The sequence below is a fragment of the Kribbella sp. NPDC050281 genome (genome assembly GCF_040655855.1).
Classification (GTDB): domain Bacteria; phylum Actinomycetota; class Actinomycetes; order Propionibacteriales; family Kribbellaceae; genus Kribbella.
This window is the reverse complement of the sequence record NZ_JBFAKS010000062.1, coordinates 21,184-36,719: the sequence shown is the minus strand read 5'-3', so window position 1 is coordinate 36,719 and position 15,536 is coordinate 21,184. Positions and strand designations below refer to the sequence as shown.

Annotated in this window: 13 protein-coding genes and 1 riboswitch; of the genes, 10 read left to right on the top strand and 3 right to left on the bottom strand. The window is 68.8% G+C overall.

Translation table 11 applies throughout. The annotated features are described in order from the left end of the window. Nucleotides 1-207 precede the first annotated feature (207 nt). Entirely contained in the window at nt 208-1,146 is a 939-nt protein-coding gene (locus AB0I34_RS41280; RefSeq protein WP_360457163.1) for an NAD(P)-dependent oxidoreductase, read from the top strand. Nucleotides 1,147-1,301: 155 nt separating this feature from the next. Here the strand turns inward: AB0I34_RS41280 and AB0I34_RS41275 are convergent, their stop codons facing one another. From AB0I34_RS41275 to AB0I34_RS41265, 3 genes are read right to left on the bottom strand one after another with little or no spacing between them, the layout of a single operon-like run. After that, entirely contained in the window at nt 1,302-1,802 is a 501-nt protein-coding gene (locus tag AB0I34_RS41275; RefSeq protein ID WP_360457160.1) for a DUF3830 family protein, read from the bottom strand. Next, entirely contained in the window at nt 1,799-3,208 is a 1,410-nt protein-coding gene (locus AB0I34_RS41270) for an amidase (RefSeq protein ID WP_360457157.1), read from the bottom strand. The genes AB0I34_RS41275 and AB0I34_RS41270 overlap by 4 nt, the downstream gene beginning before the upstream one ends. Continuing rightward, entirely contained in the window at nt 3,205-4,176 is a 972-nt protein-coding gene (locus tag AB0I34_RS41265; protein ID WP_360457154.1) for a D-2-hydroxyacid dehydrogenase, read from the bottom strand. Before AB0I34_RS41265 ends, AB0I34_RS41270 begins: the two co-directional genes overlap by 4 nt. A 65-nt stretch (nt 4,177-4,241) precedes the next feature. On the opposite strand from AB0I34_RS41265, the gene AB0I34_RS41260 reads away from it, so the two are divergent. The 9 genes from AB0I34_RS41260 (at nt 4,242) to AB0I34_RS41220 (ending at nt 15,532) form a co-directional block, all read left to right on the top strand. Then, nucleotides 4,242-4,994: an Asp/Glu racemase gene (locus AB0I34_RS41260; RefSeq protein WP_360457151.1), complete on the top strand. Its 753-nt coding sequence runs from the start codon at nt 4,242-4,244 to the stop codon at nt 4,992-4,994. A gap of 297 nt (nt 4,995-5,291) precedes the next feature. After that, a complete protein-coding gene (locus AB0I34_RS41255; protein WP_360457148.1) occupies nt 5,292-6,482 on the top strand; it encodes a M24 family metallopeptidase in 1,191 nt (396 codons plus the stop codon). A gap of 21 nt (nt 6,483-6,503) precedes the next feature. Beyond that, nucleotides 6,504-7,709: a PLP-dependent aminotransferase family protein gene (locus AB0I34_RS41250; protein WP_360457146.1), complete on the top strand. Its 1,206-nt coding sequence runs from the start codon at nt 6,504-6,506 to the stop codon at nt 7,707-7,709. A gap of 158 nt (nt 7,710-7,867) precedes the next feature. After that, nucleotides 7,868-7,977: riboswitch (guanidine-I (ykkC/yxkD leader) on the top strand. A gap of 54 nt (nt 7,978-8,031) precedes the next feature. Continuing rightward, nucleotides 8,032-9,579: an amino acid permease gene (locus AB0I34_RS41245; protein ID WP_360457143.1), complete on the top strand. Its 1,548-nt coding sequence runs from the start codon at nt 8,032-8,034 to the stop codon at nt 9,577-9,579. Beyond that, nucleotides 9,576-10,196, top strand: a complete 621-nt coding sequence (locus tag AB0I34_RS41240; RefSeq protein WP_360457140.1) for a DUF1989 domain-containing protein — start codon at nt 9,576-9,578, stop codon at nt 10,194-10,196. Before AB0I34_RS41245 ends, AB0I34_RS41240 begins: the two co-directional genes overlap by 4 nt. Next, a complete protein-coding gene (locus tag AB0I34_RS41235) occupies nt 10,193-10,789 on the top strand; it encodes an urea amidolyase associated protein UAAP2 (RefSeq protein WP_360457137.1) in 597 nt (198 codons plus the stop codon). The genes AB0I34_RS41240 and AB0I34_RS41235 overlap by 4 nt, the downstream gene beginning before the upstream one ends. A 2-nt stretch (nt 10,790-10,791) precedes the next feature. Next, nucleotides 10,792-12,735, top strand: a complete 1,944-nt coding sequence (locus tag AB0I34_RS41230) for a 5-oxoprolinase/urea amidolyase family protein (protein WP_360457134.1) — start codon at nt 10,792-10,794, stop codon at nt 12,733-12,735. Continuing rightward, nucleotides 12,732-14,333 (top strand): allophanate hydrolase, encoded by a 1,602-nt coding sequence (gene atzF, locus AB0I34_RS41225; protein WP_360457131.1) that lies wholly within the window; start codon nt 12,732-12,734, stop codon nt 14,331-14,333. Before AB0I34_RS41230 ends, atzF begins: the two co-directional genes overlap by 4 nt. Before the next feature lie 11 nt (nt 14,334-14,344). Further along, nucleotides 14,345-15,532 (top strand): M20 family metallopeptidase, encoded by a 1,188-nt coding sequence (locus tag AB0I34_RS41220; RefSeq protein ID WP_360457128.1) that lies wholly within the window; start codon nt 14,345-14,347, stop codon nt 15,530-15,532. Nucleotides 15,533-15,536 lie beyond the last annotated feature (4 nt).

Genomic DNA, 15,536 nt, shown 5'->3' with positions numbered 1-15,536 from the left:
CGCCCCCCTGTGCACCCCACCACACCCCCCCCCCCGGCCCCGGCCCCCCCCCAACACCACCCCCCCGGCACCCCACCCCCCCCCCCCCCGGGGGCGGCGGCCCCGGCCGGGGGGGGGCCCCCCCCACGCGCGTGACGTGGATCACGTCACAACGCGCCGCCGACGCGTGTCCTCCGAGTCGTAACAACAGACGACGGAGGAATGACAATGAAGGTATTGGTGGCAGGCGCGACCGGCGGACTGGGCCGGTCGCTGGTCCCGCAACTGGTGGCGGCCGGTCACGAGGTGGTCGGCATGATCCGGTCGGAGTCGAAGGCGGCTTCGATCAAGGCACTCGGCGCGAGCGTGGTCCTGGCCGATGGTCTGGACGCGGCCGCGGTGAAGGCCGCGGTGGACACGGTCCGCCCGGAGGTCGTCGTCCATCAGATGACGGCGCTCAAGAGCGGGATCAACTTCAAGAAGTTCGACCAGAGCTTCGCGATGACGAACCGGCTGCGTATCGAGGGCACCGACAACCTGCTCTCCGCATCCCAGGCTGCCGGCGTACGACGGTTCGTCGTCCAGTCGTACGCCGGCTGGAATTTGCAACAGGGTGGATCCGCGACGAAGACGGAGGCGGACCCGCTCAACCCGAACCCGGTGGCCGCACAGCGGCAGACGATGGCCGGGATCAAGCACCTCGAGTCGGTGGTCACCCACGCCGACGGGATCGAGGGCATCGCCTTGCGGTACGGGGCGTTCTACGGTCCGACCGGTGACATCGGCAAGGGTGGATCGATGGTCGAGATGATCCGGAAGCGCCAGCTGCCGCTGATCGGCGACGGCGCGGGTGTGTGGTCGTTCATCCACTACGACGACGCGGCCGACGCCACCGTGAAGGCGGTCGAGAGCGATGCGACCGGCATCTACCAGATCGCCGACGACGACCCGGCGCAGGCGGCGGTGTGGCTGCCGGAGTTCGCCCGCATCCTCGGCGTGAAGGGCCCGCGTCACGTCCCCGTCTGGCTAGGCCGCCTGGCCGCGGGCGACGTCGGCGTGGCCGCCTTCACCACGATGCGCGGTGCCGACAACTCGCTGGCGAAGGCAACGTTCGACTGGCAGCCCGGCTACGCCTCCTGGCGCGAAGGCTTCCGCAAGGGCCTCTAACGCACGACCCCAAAGGCACCCCGGCAGATCACCGCCGGGGTGCCGTGCTGTCGGGGTGCTGTGCCGCACGCACGCCTTCACCCGGGGTGCTGTGGTGCCGGGGTGCAGTGGTGCGGGGGTGTTGTGCTGCGCGGAGGCCTTCGGTCGGGGTGCTTTTAGTCGCGGGGGTTGAAGGTCAGCGTCTCGCCGCGGGCGCCACCCATCCACAGATCCTGGCAAGCCGCCGCAAAGCCGTCCAGATTGTCGACAATCGAACCGAACACATTGCCCGGCACCCAGCCCTGATCGCCGTTGATCAGCAGATTGTTCCGCCCGTAGAACACAGCCAGGTCGACAATCGCCCCCGTCGTACCCGTCCCCGTCGTGTTCTCGTACCCGTACGCCGGATTGCCCAGATCATCGGAGTCGAACGAGAACCAGCACAAGTCGCCCGGGATCGGCGTGACAGTCGTGTTCTCCTTGCCAGGATCAGCCGGCGCGAACCCAGGCAGCAGCGTGTAGATCTCATTCCGCGCGTACTTGCCGTGGAACACCGGCGCCGACAGAGGCAGCGCATCCCACACCGCCTTGCACGTCCGCGGCGCGACGTCCTCTAGCAATTGCGCGACACAGCTCACGCCGCGCTTGTCCAGGCTGACGGTGACGTACTTGCTCATCGTGCCTCCAAGGTGGGTTTGCGCTGGTGCCAATCGGTGGCGGCCTCGTAGGCCCGTCCGACCCGCAATGTGAGCGCGTCCGCGTGCCGAGCGCCGACAATCTGCAATCCGACAGGCAGGCCGGACTTCGTGAACCCACACGGAACGCTGAGCGCAGGCTGCTGCGTGAGGTTGAACGGATAGGTGTACGGCGTCCAACTCGTCCAGTCCGGCGACTCCGAGCCATCCGGCACGTCCTGACCGACCGGGAACGCCGTGATCGGCAGCGTCGGCGTGAGGAGTACGTCGTACTTGCGATGGAACCGCCCCATCAGCAACCCGAGTTCCATGCGCGTCGCGGTCGCGTCGAGGAAGTCCGACGCCGAGTACGCCGATCCGAGCGCGGCGACCCGGCGGAGTCCGGGATCGACGCGATCGTCGACCGTGTGTGCCTCCAGCACCTTGGCCGCGCCGGACCACCAGAGCACGTTGAACGCGTCGATCGGGTCGGTGAACCCGGGATCGATCTCGGTCACCTCGGCACCGGCCGCCGCGAGGACGCCGACCGCCGTCCGGACCAACTCCTCGACCTCGGGATCATTGTCGACAAAACCAAGATCGGACGAGAAGGCAATCCTCAAGCCGGCCACGCCGTCATCGATCCCGTCCAGGAACGAGGTGGCCGGCGTCGGCATCGAGGACCAGTCGCGCGCATCGAATCCGGTGATGATGTCGAGCAGCGCCGCTGCATCCCGGACCGTCCGCGTCATCGGCCCCGCGTGCGAGAGGGTCCCGAACGCACTCGGCGGATACAACGGGATCAGCCCGTACGTCGGCTTGAGCGCGACCGTGCCCGTGAACGCGGCCGGGATCCGGACCGACCCACCGCCGTCGGTACCAACCGACCACGCACCCATCCCGAGCGCGACTGCCGTCGCCGAACCGCCGCTAGATCCACCGGACGTCTTGGACGGATCCCACGGATTGCCAGTCGCGCCGTACTTGTGGGAGTCGGTGACGCCCTTCCACGAGTACTCAGGAGTCGTAGTTTTGCCGACAATCACCGCGCCGGTCTCGCGCAGCCGGGCGACGGCCGGGGCGTCCTCGTTCCACGGGCCGGCCTCGTCGATCATCGTGCTGCCGCGCAACGTCGGCCAGCCCTTGGTCCACAGGGCGTCCTTGATCGATGTCGGTACCCCATCGCCGGGGCCCAGTGGCTCCCCGGAATGCCACCGGGCCTCCGACTCCTTCGCGGCAGCGAGCGCGCCTTCGGCGTCGACCAGGACGAAGGCGTTCACCTGCTCGTCGTACCGCTCGATCGCATCCAAGGCAGCCCGTGTCGCCTCCACCGGCGACAGCGCCCCGGACCGGTACCCCGCAACCAGTTCGCCAACCTCCACCAGCGCTCTCCCGTCGGTCTGCGTCATCGGTTTCTTGTCGGGATGTAGCCGAGCTTCTTGTCCACCACGTTGACCAGCGGTTCGCCGACCAGCCAGCGGCGGACGTTGGTCGCGAACTGTTCGGCCAAGGTGTTCCGCCAGCCGATCACGTCGCCCGACATGTGCGCGGTGATCGTCACGTTGGGTGCATCCCACAACGGGTGATCCGGCGGGAGGGGTTCACGGTCGAACACGTCCAGGGTCGCGGCGATCTGCTCATGCTCGAGCAAGGCTCGTTCGTCGACAATCGGACCGCGAGCAACGTTGATGAGATGTGCCCCCGGTCGCATCGCCGACAACACTGTGCCGTCGACCAGCCCTCGCGTCGCCGCGGTCAGCGGCGCCGCCAGGACGAGGTGGTCCGCCCAGGCCACCTCGTCCGCGAGGTTGCTGCTGGCAACAACCTCGCCGAAGTCCGGGTCGTCGGTGCGAGCGACCCTCCCAACACCGCGCACCTGCAACCCGGCTGCCCGCAGCAGGCGGGCAGTCTCTCGTCCGATCGCCCCGGTGCCGACAATCAGCGTGGCTGCACCGAGGATGCTCCGGGTCTCCCGATGCCGCCACTCATGCTCGCGCTGGAGGTCGAGACTGCGCCGACTGTCCTTGGCATGAGCGATCACCGCGCCGAGCACGTACTCCGCGATCGGCCGGTCGAACACCCCGTGCGCGTTGGTGACGACCACGTCCGAATCGCGAAGTTCGTCGAACAGCAGAGTGTCGACACCCGCCGCGGTCACATGGATCCACTCCAGCGTGCCGGCGTCGGCCCACACGTCACGGACCGCGGTCGAGAAGAAGTCCCAGAGCATCAACGCGCGGGCACCGCGAACCGCCTCCGCCAGACCATCCGCGGCGCAGTACCGGAAGTCGACCGCGAGGCCCTCCAGCCCGGGTGGCCGGTCGGTCGCCCGCTCACAGAGCACCGCGACGACGGGACGCTCAGAGGTGACTGGCACGCATCGAGGCTAGAAACCCGCCCGTAGGATTGTCAACAATCCTCGGTGAGCCGCACACTGACCGCATGACCCTGCGGCCTCCCACACACCCGCTGCCGGCGCCGGTGCCCAAGCTGCTCCAGACCGGCATCGGCGTCGTCGCGCCGTACGACTTCGCGCTCGACCGCGAACTGTGGCGCTGGGTCCCCGACGACGTCACATTGCACTTCACCCGGACGCCGTATGCCCCGCTCGCGGCGACGGTCGAGATGGCGCTGCACGTCTCCGATCCGGAACTGATCGCTCAGACCGCGGTCAACGTTCTGCCGGTCGCACCGCTGGCCGTCGCATATGCGTGTACGTTCGGCAGCTTCGTCGGTGGTCTTGCCGGTGAAGCCGCGCTCGTCGACGCTATGGTCGCGGCCGGCGCCCCGGCCGCGGTCACGACGAGCGGGGCGTTGCTGATGGCGCTGCGGCACCTCGGGATCAGCCGGGTCGCGACGGTCACGCCGTACACGAACGATCTGACCGAAGGCCTGACCGCGTTTCTCGCCGAAGCCGGTGTCGAGGTGGTAGGGACTGCTGGCCTGGGCTTGATCGCCCAGATCTGGGCGGTGCCGTACGAGACCACCGTCGAACTCGTCCGCAGCGTGGACAACTCGGCCGCCGAGGCGGTCTTCATCAGCTGCACGAACCTCCCGACCTACGACATCATCGCCGGCCTCGAAGCCACCCTCGGCAAACCGGTCCTCACCGCCAACCAGGTCACCATGTGGTCCGCCCTCGACCTGGCCGGTCACCAAGCCCAAGGCCCCGGCCAACGCCTCCTCCTCACCTGACCACCCTCACCCGACCAAGCACCCCAACCACACACGACCGCGCGCCCACCACCGCCCAGCACCACGCCTATCGATCGCATCCCACCGCCCAGCACCACGCCTACCGACCGCACCCCACCGCCCAGCACCACGCCTACCGACCGCACCCCACCGCCCAGCACCACGCTCACCGACCACCTATCCCCGACCACACCCCACCGCAGACCACCATGCTCACTGGCCGCGCGTTGTGGCCGGCCTTCTTTCCGTGGCTGATCTGACGCTAGGATTGTCGACAATCTGCAACCAGGTGAGGTGATGAGTGTGCCGGACCTGCTGGAGCAGGCGGTCGAGCCGGACGAGTACGCCGGTCGGCTCCGCCGCGTTCGCGCCGCCCTGGCCGACCGTGGTTTCGGCGCGCTGGTGGTGAGCGATCCGGCGAACCTCTTCTACCTGACCGGGTACGACGCCTGGTCGTTCTACACACCGCAATGCCTGGTCGTCCCGGCTGACGGGGAACCACATCTGTTCGCCCGCGCAATGGACGCGGCCGGAGCGTCGTACACCTGCAATCTGCGCGACGACCAGATCCACGGCTACCCGGAGGATCTCGTTCACCGGCCCGACGTGCATCCGTACGACTGGATCGCCGGGATGGCCCGCGACCTGGTCCCGGCCGGCGCGGACGTCGGAGTCGAGGCCGACGCGCACTTCTTCTCGGCCCGCGGCTACCTTGCCCTCGGCAACGGCCTGCCCGGCCACCGGCTGGTCGACTCCGCCGAACTCGTGAACTGGATCCGTCTGGTCAAGTCACCGCACGAACTCCGCCAACTCAGAATCGCCGGCTCGATCGCCGAGAAGGCGATGCGCATCGCCCTCGACCAGCTCCAGCCGGGCAAGCGGCAATGCGATCTGGTCGCCGAGATCCTCGCCGCGCAGGCGACCGGCACCCCCGAGCACGGCGGCGACTACCCCGCCATCGTGCCGATGCTTCCGACCGGCAACGCCGCCGGTACGCCGCATCTGACCTGGACCGACCGCCCGTTCGTGTCCGGCGAGGCGACCACGATCGAGCTCGCTGGGGTGTTCGGCCGCTACCACGCTCCCCTGGCCCGCACCGTGATGCTCGGCGATCCACCACAGCGACTGCGTGAGACCGCCAAGATCGTCGCCGAAGGTATGCGCGCCACGTTGTCGACAATCCGCGCAGGCGTGACCGGAAGCGTCGTCCACGCGGCGTTCAACAACGTGATCGCTGCGCACGGGCTGGTGAAGGACTCGCGGATCGGGTACTCGATCGGCATCGGGTACCCGCCCGACTGGGGTGAGCGCACCGTCAGTCTGCGTCCCGGTGAGACCACGGTGCTGACCGCCGGCATGGCCTTCCACGTGATCCTCGGGATGTGGATGGACGGCTGGGGCTACGAACTGTCCGAACCCGTCGTGGTTACCGGAGACGGCGTCGAACGCCTGACCGGTCTCCCCCACGAACTCACGATCAGGAGGTAGCCCGTGCAAGGAAGTGATCGCGTGCCCGGAGCCGGAACCACGCAACGTCTCCCGTACGCCGGACGTGTCGCCGGGCTGGTCGGGTCCGTGATCGACTCGAGTACGTCGCTGCTGCACAAGCAGACCCACGACATCGTGCGGTTCGCGATGGGGTCACCGGCCGCCGAAGCCGTACCGTCGACAATCCTCGCCGCGATCGCCGCCGAACAGCTGAGCCGCCCCGACGCGTACGACTACGCGGCCACCGAGGGCGACCCGCCACTGCACAACGCCCTACTCGAGATGCTCCGCGGGACCAGCGACGAAACCACGGCCGACCGGCTCACCATCACGGCCGGCGGGATGCAGGGCCTCGATCTGTTCTGCAAGATCTTCGTCGACCCCGGCGACCTGGTCGTCGTCGAATCGCCGACGTACACGAACGGCAGCGCCACCGCCCTGTCGTACGGCGCCGAACTGCTGGAGGTCCCGGTCGACGACAACGGCATGATTGTCGACGATCTACCACGCCTACTCGGCGATCGTCGACCGAAGGCGATCTACACGATCCCGACGTTCCAGAACCCGTCCGGCGCGACCCTCTCCCTGGAACGACGCCACCGGCTGCTCGAGTTGGCCAGGAGCTGGGGATCGATGGTGATCGACGACGACCCGTACGGGCTTCTGCGCTTCGCCGGCGACCCGCTGCCGACGCTGCGCGAGCTCGGTGCCGGTGATCCGCTCGTGTTCGCCGTACGGACGTTCTCGAAGATCATCGCGCCCGGACTCCGGGTCGGCTGGGTCGACACCGACCCCGAGCTGCAGCCGCTCCTGATCAACGCGAAGCAGGCGATGGACACCTGCACGAATCTCCCGGCCCAGCGACTTCTCGCCGGCTTCCTGACCGGCGGGCATCTCGAGGAGCACCTGGTCACCCAGCGCCTCGAGTACAAGCGACGCAAGGACGCGATGCATTCGGCCCTGCAGGAGTACTTCGGCGACATCGCCCGCTGGACCGATCCCGAGGGCGGCTTCTTCCTCTGGGTCACGCTGGAGAACGGCGTCGACACCGCCGACCTGTTCGAGATCGCGCTCGCCGAAGGTGTCGCCTTCATCCCCGGCCCGGCGTTCTCCCCCACCGGCAGGTTCACCGACGCCCTCCGGCTGTGTTTCGCCTCCACCCCACCGGACCGCATCTACGAAGGTGTCGCCCGCCTCCGCCGCGCCGCCGACAAATTGTTGCCCTAGGCAACGCCCAGCGATCCACCGGCCGCAGCGCCGGACGGACGACCTCTCTGCTCTCTCACCGGCTCCGGCCCCAGTGAGAGGATTCCTTTACGCCGCCGTTACACGCGAGGACGCCCGCTGAAACCGCGGCGCCCTGAACTGGAACAGACCCGCCTGAGGCGGGGCGCCCCTAGGGTTCCGCTGCCGATGACCGGCAGGCCTGGTCCGAGAGGGGAGGCGGTGCTGTCGTGACGGCACCGCTCCACGGCGGGACAAAAGCCCGGGAGGCCTTGAAGGCCCCGGGCTGCCGTGCGCATTCCGGGCCGATCCGACGGAGACCGGAATGTCAGCCACTTCTGAAACCGATCTGGGCCGCTTCGGCTACACCCAACAGCTCTCACGCCGGGTCGGCAGCTATGCGTCGTTCGCTGCCGGCTTCTCGTTCGTGTCCATCCTCACCACCGTCTTCCAGCTCTTCGGCCTGGGCTTCGGCTTCGGTGGAACGGCGTTCTTCTGGACCTGGCCCGCGGTGCTGGCCGGTCAGCTCATGGTGGCGTTGTGCTTCGCCGAGCTCGCCGCCCGCTACCCGTTGTCCGGGGCGATCTACCAGTGGGCCCGACGGCTCGGCGGCGCGGTCGTCGGCTGGTTCGCCGGCTGGGCGATGGTGATCGCGCAGATCATCACGCTGGCCACGGCGGCCATCGCGCTCCAGGTCGTCCTGCCTGCGGTCTGGTCCGGCTTCCAGCTGGTCGGGACCGACTCCGCGCTGTCCTCGAAGGACGGCGCGACGAACGCCGTCGTTCTCGGCTGCCTGCTCCTCGCCGCGACCACGCTGCTCAACGCGACCAGCGTCCGGATCACCGCGATCGTCAACTCGGTCGGGGTGACCTGTGAACTCGTCGGCGTCGTACTGATCGTTGTTTTGTTGACAAGCCAAGCCGAGCGCGGTCCGTCGGTAGTCCTGCACACGACGAACCTCGACAGCACCACCGGGTACGTCGTGCCGCTGCTGATCTCGACGTTGATGGCGGCGTACGTGCTGGTCGGCTTCGACAGCGCGGGCGAACTGTCGGAGGAGACGCACAAGCCGCGCGCGACCACACCGCGGACGATCATCCGCGCCGTCGTCGCCTCCGGGATCGGTGGCGCGTTCCTGATCATCGCCGCACTGATGGCCGCGCCGTCGCTGACCGACGGCGATCTCGCCACCCAAGGCCTCCCCTACGTCCTGACCAGCAGCCTCGGTACGACGCCGGGCAAGCTGCTCCTCCTCGATGTCGCGCTCGCGGTGTGCGTGTGCACGCTGGCGATCCAGACCGCGGCCGCCCGGATGATCTTCTCGATGGCGCGCGACAACGTCTTGCCTGCGTCGGCTCGGTTGCGTCGGGTGTCGCGTCGTACCGGCACTCCGGTCGCGGCGACGATCGTGCCCGGGGTGCTGGCCGCCGTGTGCCTCCTGGTGAACGTGGGCAACACGGGACTGTTCCTCGGCCTCGCGAGCGTCTGCATCATGCTGCTGTACGTCGCCTACCTGATGGTGACCACGCCACTGCTGGTACGGCGGCTGACCGCCGGTGAACTGTCCGCCGGTGTGGACGAGAACGGCCGCCCGTTGTTCTCGCTCGGCCGATTCGGTCTGATTGTCAACATTCTTGCTGTCAGCTACGGACTCGCGATGGCGATCAACCTCGGCTGGCCGCGCGCCGAGGTCTACGACCCTGCGGGCGAGGGGTGGTACCTGCACTATCTGCCGCTGCTCACGCTCGGGATCGTGGCCGTCGGTGGACTGATCGCGTACCGGGTTCAACGGCGGGCGTACCACGCGTCGATCGGCACCAGTGTCGAAGGCACCAGTGTTGACGGCACTGTCGTGGAAGGCGCTGTCGCATGAAACACGAGATACCCGCCGCCGCGGCATGGTCCGCACCCGTCCGAGCCGGACGCACCATCACCCTGACTGCACTGGCCGACGGTGCGAACGCCTCGACGCTGATCATCGGCGCCGATCGACTGGACCGTCTGAACATCCCGGACACACTGAAGTCGCAGATGTCCGCGCGGATCAGGGCCGGCATGGTCCTCATGTCGGACCGCGGTCTCGCCCTGGCCACCGTCGTCGCCTCCGGATCCGACTGGCACGACTGCCTGATCGGAGCCCCGCCCGACCGGTTGTTGCAGCTCGAGCTGACCAAGCACGGTTTCGGCGCGGCGGACCTGCACGGCTGCGTCCACTTCTTCTCGAAGGTCCGCGTCACCGACGACGCGCGAGCCTCGCTGACCTTCGATCCCGACCACGCGCGGGCCGGCGACAGCGTCACGCTGCGGGCCGAACAGGACCTACTCGTGTTCGTCTCGACCGCCGCACATCCGTTGTCCAGCACGGAACCCGCGCCCGTCGCCGTACACATCGAGACCGCCGTACAGACCGAGATCGCCGAGCCAGGTGATCCGGAACTCCGGCCGGAAGCGGTGCGCGCACTCGAGTTGACCCGGGAGCTGATCGCATGAGCCTGGACACCGTGGTGGAACCCGGCGACGGCGCACTGCTGACCGTACCGGCGAACGGCCGCCTGCGGATTGTCGACCTGGACGGCAACCAGGCCGTGGACACCTTGTTCTACGACGCCCACGACATCGACAACCGGTACTCCGCCTTCGACACGATCCGCGCGCAACGAGCCGTCTACCTCACCACCGGATCGCATCTGCTCTCCACCAGGGCCGACGAGCTCGCCGTGATCACCGACGACACCTGCGGCCGGCACGACACCGTCGGCGGCGCGTGCTCCCAGGAGAGCAACGTCATCCGGTACGGCGAGCACACCCGTCACCAGCACGCGTGCCGCCAGACCTTCCTCACCTACGGCGCGCAGGCCGGCATCGGCCAGCGGCAGCTCACCCACAACGTCAACTTCTTCATGAATGTCCCGGTCACCTCCGCAGGCGACCTGAGGTTCGACGACGGCCTGTCGGCGCCTGGCCGGTACGTCGAACTGACCGCGAGCCGCGACCTCCTGGTCCTGATCAGCAACTGTCCGCAGGTCAACAATCCGTGCAACGGCTGGAACCCGACCCCGGTCCAGTTGCTGGGCTGGTGGTGACGATGGCCGTCATCACCGTGGTCGCCCCAGGAATCCAGACGACCGTTCAGGACCTGGCCGGGCGGCCGGGGCTGTGGGATGTCGGCGTGCCTCCGTCAGGAGCGGCCGACGAACTCAGCTTCGCCCTGGTGAACGCCGCGGTCGGCAACCCCAGCAGCGCGGCCGGACTCGAGTGTGTGCTCACCGGACCTGTCCTGACCTGCGACGAGGATCGGCTCATCTGTGTTGGCGGTGCTGTCCACAATGCGACGATCGACGGCTGGCGCGTTCGCCCCGGTCTGGTCGTACAGCTGCCAGCCGGATCGGTGCTCGATCTCGGGCCACTCGACGGACCGGGCACGCGCGGGTATCTGGCGATCGAGGGCGGCCTGGACGTACCGCTCGTACTCGGCAGCCGCGCGACCTTCGTGCTGGGCGGTTTCGGTGGGCACGAGGGCAGGCCTCTCGCCGCCGGTGACCAACTCCCCCTCGGGCGCCGGGAGAACCTGCTCAGCCCGCAGTCAGTCGAGCCGCCGGCGATGTCAGGCAGCTGGCAGGTCCGGGTCATCCCCGGACCGCACGGCGCGCCGGATCATCTGACCGCGGACGGCGTCGATGCGTTCTTTGCCAGCAATTGGATTGTCGACCATCGGTCCGACCGAACTGGGATCAGACTGACCGGCCCGATGCCGGGCTGGGCCCGAACCGACGGAGGCGAGGCCGGCCTGCACCCGTCCAACGTGCACGACTCCGCCTACCCCGTCGGCGGCATCATGCTGTCCGGCGACACCCCGGTCATCGTCGGCAAGGACGGACCGTCGCTCGGCGGTTTCGTCGTACCGGCCGTGGTGATCGAGGCGGATCGGTGGATGCTCGGGCAGCTACGAGCCGGGGACACCGTCCGATTGGTGCCGGTGACGGTGGAGACGGCAGCCGAGGCGATCGAGGAGCGACGGGCGTGGCTGTCGGACCTCCGGCAGGAACCGGCGCCACCCGTCGCGGTCGCAGCCGGTCCGGCGCGGCCCGACGTACTCCACCGGTCCGACGGCACACCGCCGTACACGATCCGCTGTGCGGGCGAACGACATCTGCTGGTCGAGGCCGGGCCGACCGAACTCGACCTCACCGTTCGGGTCTGGATCCACCTTCTCGCCCAAGCCTTGCGAGCCCACCGGCCGGACGGCGTGACGGAGCTGGTGGAAGGTGTGCGATCACTCCTGATCGCGGTGGACTCCGCCCGACTCGGATTGGTCGAGCTGGCCGAGCAGCTCGCGTTCCTGGCGACCGGTCTGGCGGACCCGGAGACGGTGGTGCTGCCGGCCCGCGAGGTGACGCTGCCGATTGCCTTCGACCACCCGGAAGCCCACGAAGCGATGCGCCGGTATGCGACGTCGGTCCGGCCCGACGCGCCCTGGTGCCCGGACAACGTGGAGTTCATCCGTCGTGTCAACGATCTGCAGCACCGCGACGAGGTGTTCGAGATCGTCCGGGCCGCGACGTACCTGGTCGTCGGCCTGGGTGACGTCTACCTCGGTGCACCGGTCGCCGTACCGATCGATCCCCGGCACCGACTCGTCACCACGAAGTACAACCCGGCCCGGACCTGGACGCCGCAGAACGCGGTCGGGATCGGGGGGATCTACCTGTGTGTGTACGGGATGGAAGGCCCGGGTGGGTACCAGTTGGTCGGACGGACCGTCCCGGTCTGGCGGCTCGCGCCCGGCGACGAGCAGCCATGGTTGCTGAGACAGTTCGACCTGATCAGATTCACGCCGGTGAGCGCTGAGGAACTTGCCCACGAGCGGGCTGAGGTCAAAGCCGGACGGGCGGACCTGCGGGTCGGCCCGGCCACGTTCTCGATCGCCGACGTACGCCGGATCGAGCAGGAGGCACCCGTGGACATCGCGACCGTACGAGCCAAACGACGCGCCGCTTTCGAGGCCGAGCGGGCACGGTGGGGAGCATGAACGAGTGGATCAGCCGGGTCGGCGCCATCCAGCCGGCTCCCGGTCCCTTGCACGGGCTGACGATGGCTCTCAAAGACAACATCGATCTGGAGGGTGTGCCGACCACCGCCGGCGACCCGCGCAACTCACGCCCCGCGGCGCGCAACGCCTTCGTGGTCGATCGGTTGCTCGAGGCCGGCGCCGTCCCGCTCGGGAAGACGAATCTGGACCAGTACGCCACCGGACTGGTCGGCAGCCGATCGCCGTACGGCGCTTGTCATTCAGTCTTCTCCCCTGAGCATGTCTCGGGCGGCTCGAGCTCGGGCAGCGCGGTCGCGGTCGCGTCCGGACAGGTCGATTTCGCGCTCGGGACCGACACGGCCGGCAGCGGCCGGGTGCCGGCTGCCTTCAATCGGATTGTCGGCATCAAACCGTCGCGCGGCCTCGTCTCGGCCCGAGGCGTCGTACCGGCCTGCCGGTCGCTCGACTGCGTGACGGTGATGGCCCGTTCGGTCGAGACGGCCCGCCGGGCCTTCGACGTGATGGTCGACTTCGACCCGGACGATGCGTGGTCGCGCCGGTGGTCGGCGCTTCCACATCGCCGGCCAGGCCGCCGCGCGGGAAGCCCGCCTGTCATCGGCGTACCCGATGCCGCGCTGGAACTCGATCCGCTGCACGAGCAGGCGTGGCAGCAGACGCTCGATCAGGCGCATCGTCTCGGCGACGTGGTCAAGGCGGACGTGCAGCCGCTGCTCGCCGCGGCCGACCTGCTGTACTCCGGGCCATGGCTGGCGGAGCGCTGGCTGGCCTTCGGGGACAAGCTCGACGACTCGCCCGCGGTGGACCCAACCGTGCGGACGATTGTCCGTGGTGGCGCAGGTCTGACGGCCGCCGAGGCGTTCGCGGGCCTTGATCAACTGGCCACGCTGGCCCGGGCGAGCGAACACCTGTGGACCGAGCTCGACGCACTCCTGCTGCCCGTGACACCCGGGCATCCCACTCTGGCTGAAGTGGCCGCCGATCCGATCGGCGTGAACAGCCGGCTCGGGCGCTTCACGAACATGGTCAACCTGCTCGATCTCTGCGCCGTCGCGTTCCCGGGACCGGATCGGGCGGATGGTCTGCCCTTCGGGATTCAGCTCCTCGCCCCGGCCGGTCACGACCACGAGGTGATCGACCTGGCGGCCGTCTGGTGCGATGAGCCGGTGCCGGAGCGCGTGGACCCGGAGTCCGAGGTACTGCTCGCGGTCGCGGGCGCTCACCTGTCCGGCCAACCACTGAACGATCAGCTGGTACGGCGTGGTGCCCGACTCGCATTCGCCGCACGGACCGCGTCGTCGTACCGGATGTATCTGGTCGACGGACCGCGCCCGGGACTGACGCCGACCGTCTCGGGAGCGGATGGCCCGGGCATCGAGGTGGAGGTGTGGAGTCTGCCGGCGGCGGAACTCGGTGGGTTCGTGTCGACAATCGACCCTCCGCTCGCGATCGGGCCAGTGGAACTGTCGGACGGTCGGCGGGTACTCGGGTTTGTGTGCACGGCCGATGCTGCGCACCCGGGGCGAGACATCACGTCGTACGGCGGCTGGCGTGCGTACCTGGACGGGAGGTCCGACTAGGGTTGGTCGGCATGAGCGTGACGCCCGCTGAGCAGGCAGTGCTGGATCGGATCGACGAAGACCTGCTGGTGCGGGTCACCACAGACCTGGTGCGCGCGACCGGCCAGAACCCGCCGGGTGAGGAGGCCGCGACCGTCGCCGTACTCGCCGCGGCCGGACGGGAGCTCGGGCTCGATGTGGTGACCTCGCCCGTCGAGCCAGGGCGCGACAACGTCGGCATCACGCTTGCCGGGGGCAACGGTCCCGGTGTGTTGCTGCTCGGGCACACGGACGTCGTACCGATCGGCGACGGCTGGACGACGGATCCGTTCGGTGGCGAAGTGCGGGATGGCCGGATCTACGGGCGTGGCGCGTCCGACATGAAGGGCGGTCTGGCTGCGGCGCTCGTTGCCCTGGCCGCCTTGCGCGGCACCGAACTGAGCGGTCCGGTCGAGCTCGCGGCCGTGGTCGACGAGGAGGAGACCGGTAAGGGGATTCGCGCGTACGTCGCCTCCGCGGGCGGGCGGCCCCGATCCTTCCTCGGCTGCATCACCGCAGAACCGACCGATTTGCAGACAATCATCGCGGCCCGGGGCGACTCGTACCTGCGGGTCGCGATCCATGGCCGAGCCTGCCATGCCGGGAACCCGGACGACGGCGCGAACGCGATCTACGGCGCGGCCGCGGTCGTCGCCGAGATCGAACGCCTGCACGCCGAACTCGCCGCCGCACCTCATCCGCTACTCGGCCCCGCAACCTGGAGTGTCGGCCAGATCAACGGCGGCACCGGCGGTTCCATCGTCCCGGCCGAGTGCGTGATCGTCGCCGACCGCCGCCTGCTCCCGGGCGAATCGCCGGCCACTGTCCTCGACGACCTGCGTACCCGGGTCGCGGCATTGGATCTGAAGTCGCGCGGTCTCACCGTCGACCTCGACATGCCGATGGAGATGCCCGCCTTCGAGACCGCGGCCGACGACGCACTGGTCGTTGCGACCGAGGCCGCCCGACTCGACGCCGGCGGCGCCTCCCTCCCCCTCGCCGGCTGGACCGCCGCTTGCGATGGTGGGTACGTCGCTCGCGACCTCGGCGTACCCGTTGTCGTGCTCGGACCAGGCTCGGTCACCACCGAGGCCCACCGCGCCGACGAGTCGGTCCCCATCGCCGAACTCGTCACCGCGGCCCGCACCTACGTCCTCACCGCCCTCCGCCTCCTCAGCTAGCGAT

What these genes read in the sequence shown, in the direction of transcription:
- AB0I34_RS41280 (WP_360457163.1), top strand. Translation starts at nt 208, where the DNA reads ATGAAGGTATTGGTGGCAGGCGCGACCGGCGGACTGGGCCGGTCGCTG.
- AB0I34_RS41275 (WP_360457160.1), bottom strand. Translation starts at nt 1,802, where the DNA reads ATGAGCAAGTACGTCACCGTCAGCCTGGACAAGCGCGGCGTGAGCTGT.
- AB0I34_RS41270 (WP_360457157.1), bottom strand. Translation starts at nt 3,208, where the DNA reads ATGACGCAGACCGACGGGAGAGCGCTGGTGGAGGTTGGCGAACTGGTT.
- AB0I34_RS41260 (WP_360457151.1), top strand. Translation starts at nt 4,242, where the DNA reads ATGACCCTGCGGCCTCCCACACACCCGCTGCCGGCGCCGGTGCCCAAG.
- AB0I34_RS41255 (WP_360457148.1), top strand. Translation starts at nt 5,292, where the DNA reads ATGAGTGTGCCGGACCTGCTGGAGCAGGCGGTCGAGCCGGACGAGTAC.
- AB0I34_RS41245 (WP_360457143.1), top strand. Translation starts at nt 8,032, where the DNA reads ATGTCAGCCACTTCTGAAACCGATCTGGGCCGCTTCGGCTACACCCAA.
- AB0I34_RS41240 (WP_360457140.1), top strand. Translation starts at nt 9,576, where the DNA reads ATGAAACACGAGATACCCGCCGCCGCGGCATGGTCCGCACCCGTCCGA.
- AB0I34_RS41235 (WP_360457137.1), top strand. Translation starts at nt 10,193, where the DNA reads ATGAGCCTGGACACCGTGGTGGAACCCGGCGACGGCGCACTGCTGACC.
- AB0I34_RS41230 (WP_360457134.1), top strand. Translation starts at nt 10,792, where the DNA reads ATGGCCGTCATCACCGTGGTCGCCCCAGGAATCCAGACGACCGTTCAG.
- atzF (WP_360457131.1), top strand. Translation starts at nt 12,732, where the DNA reads ATGAACGAGTGGATCAGCCGGGTCGGCGCCATCCAGCCGGCTCCCGGT.
- AB0I34_RS41220 (WP_360457128.1), top strand. Translation starts at nt 14,345, where the DNA reads ATGAGCGTGACGCCCGCTGAGCAGGCAGTGCTGGATCGGATCGACGAA.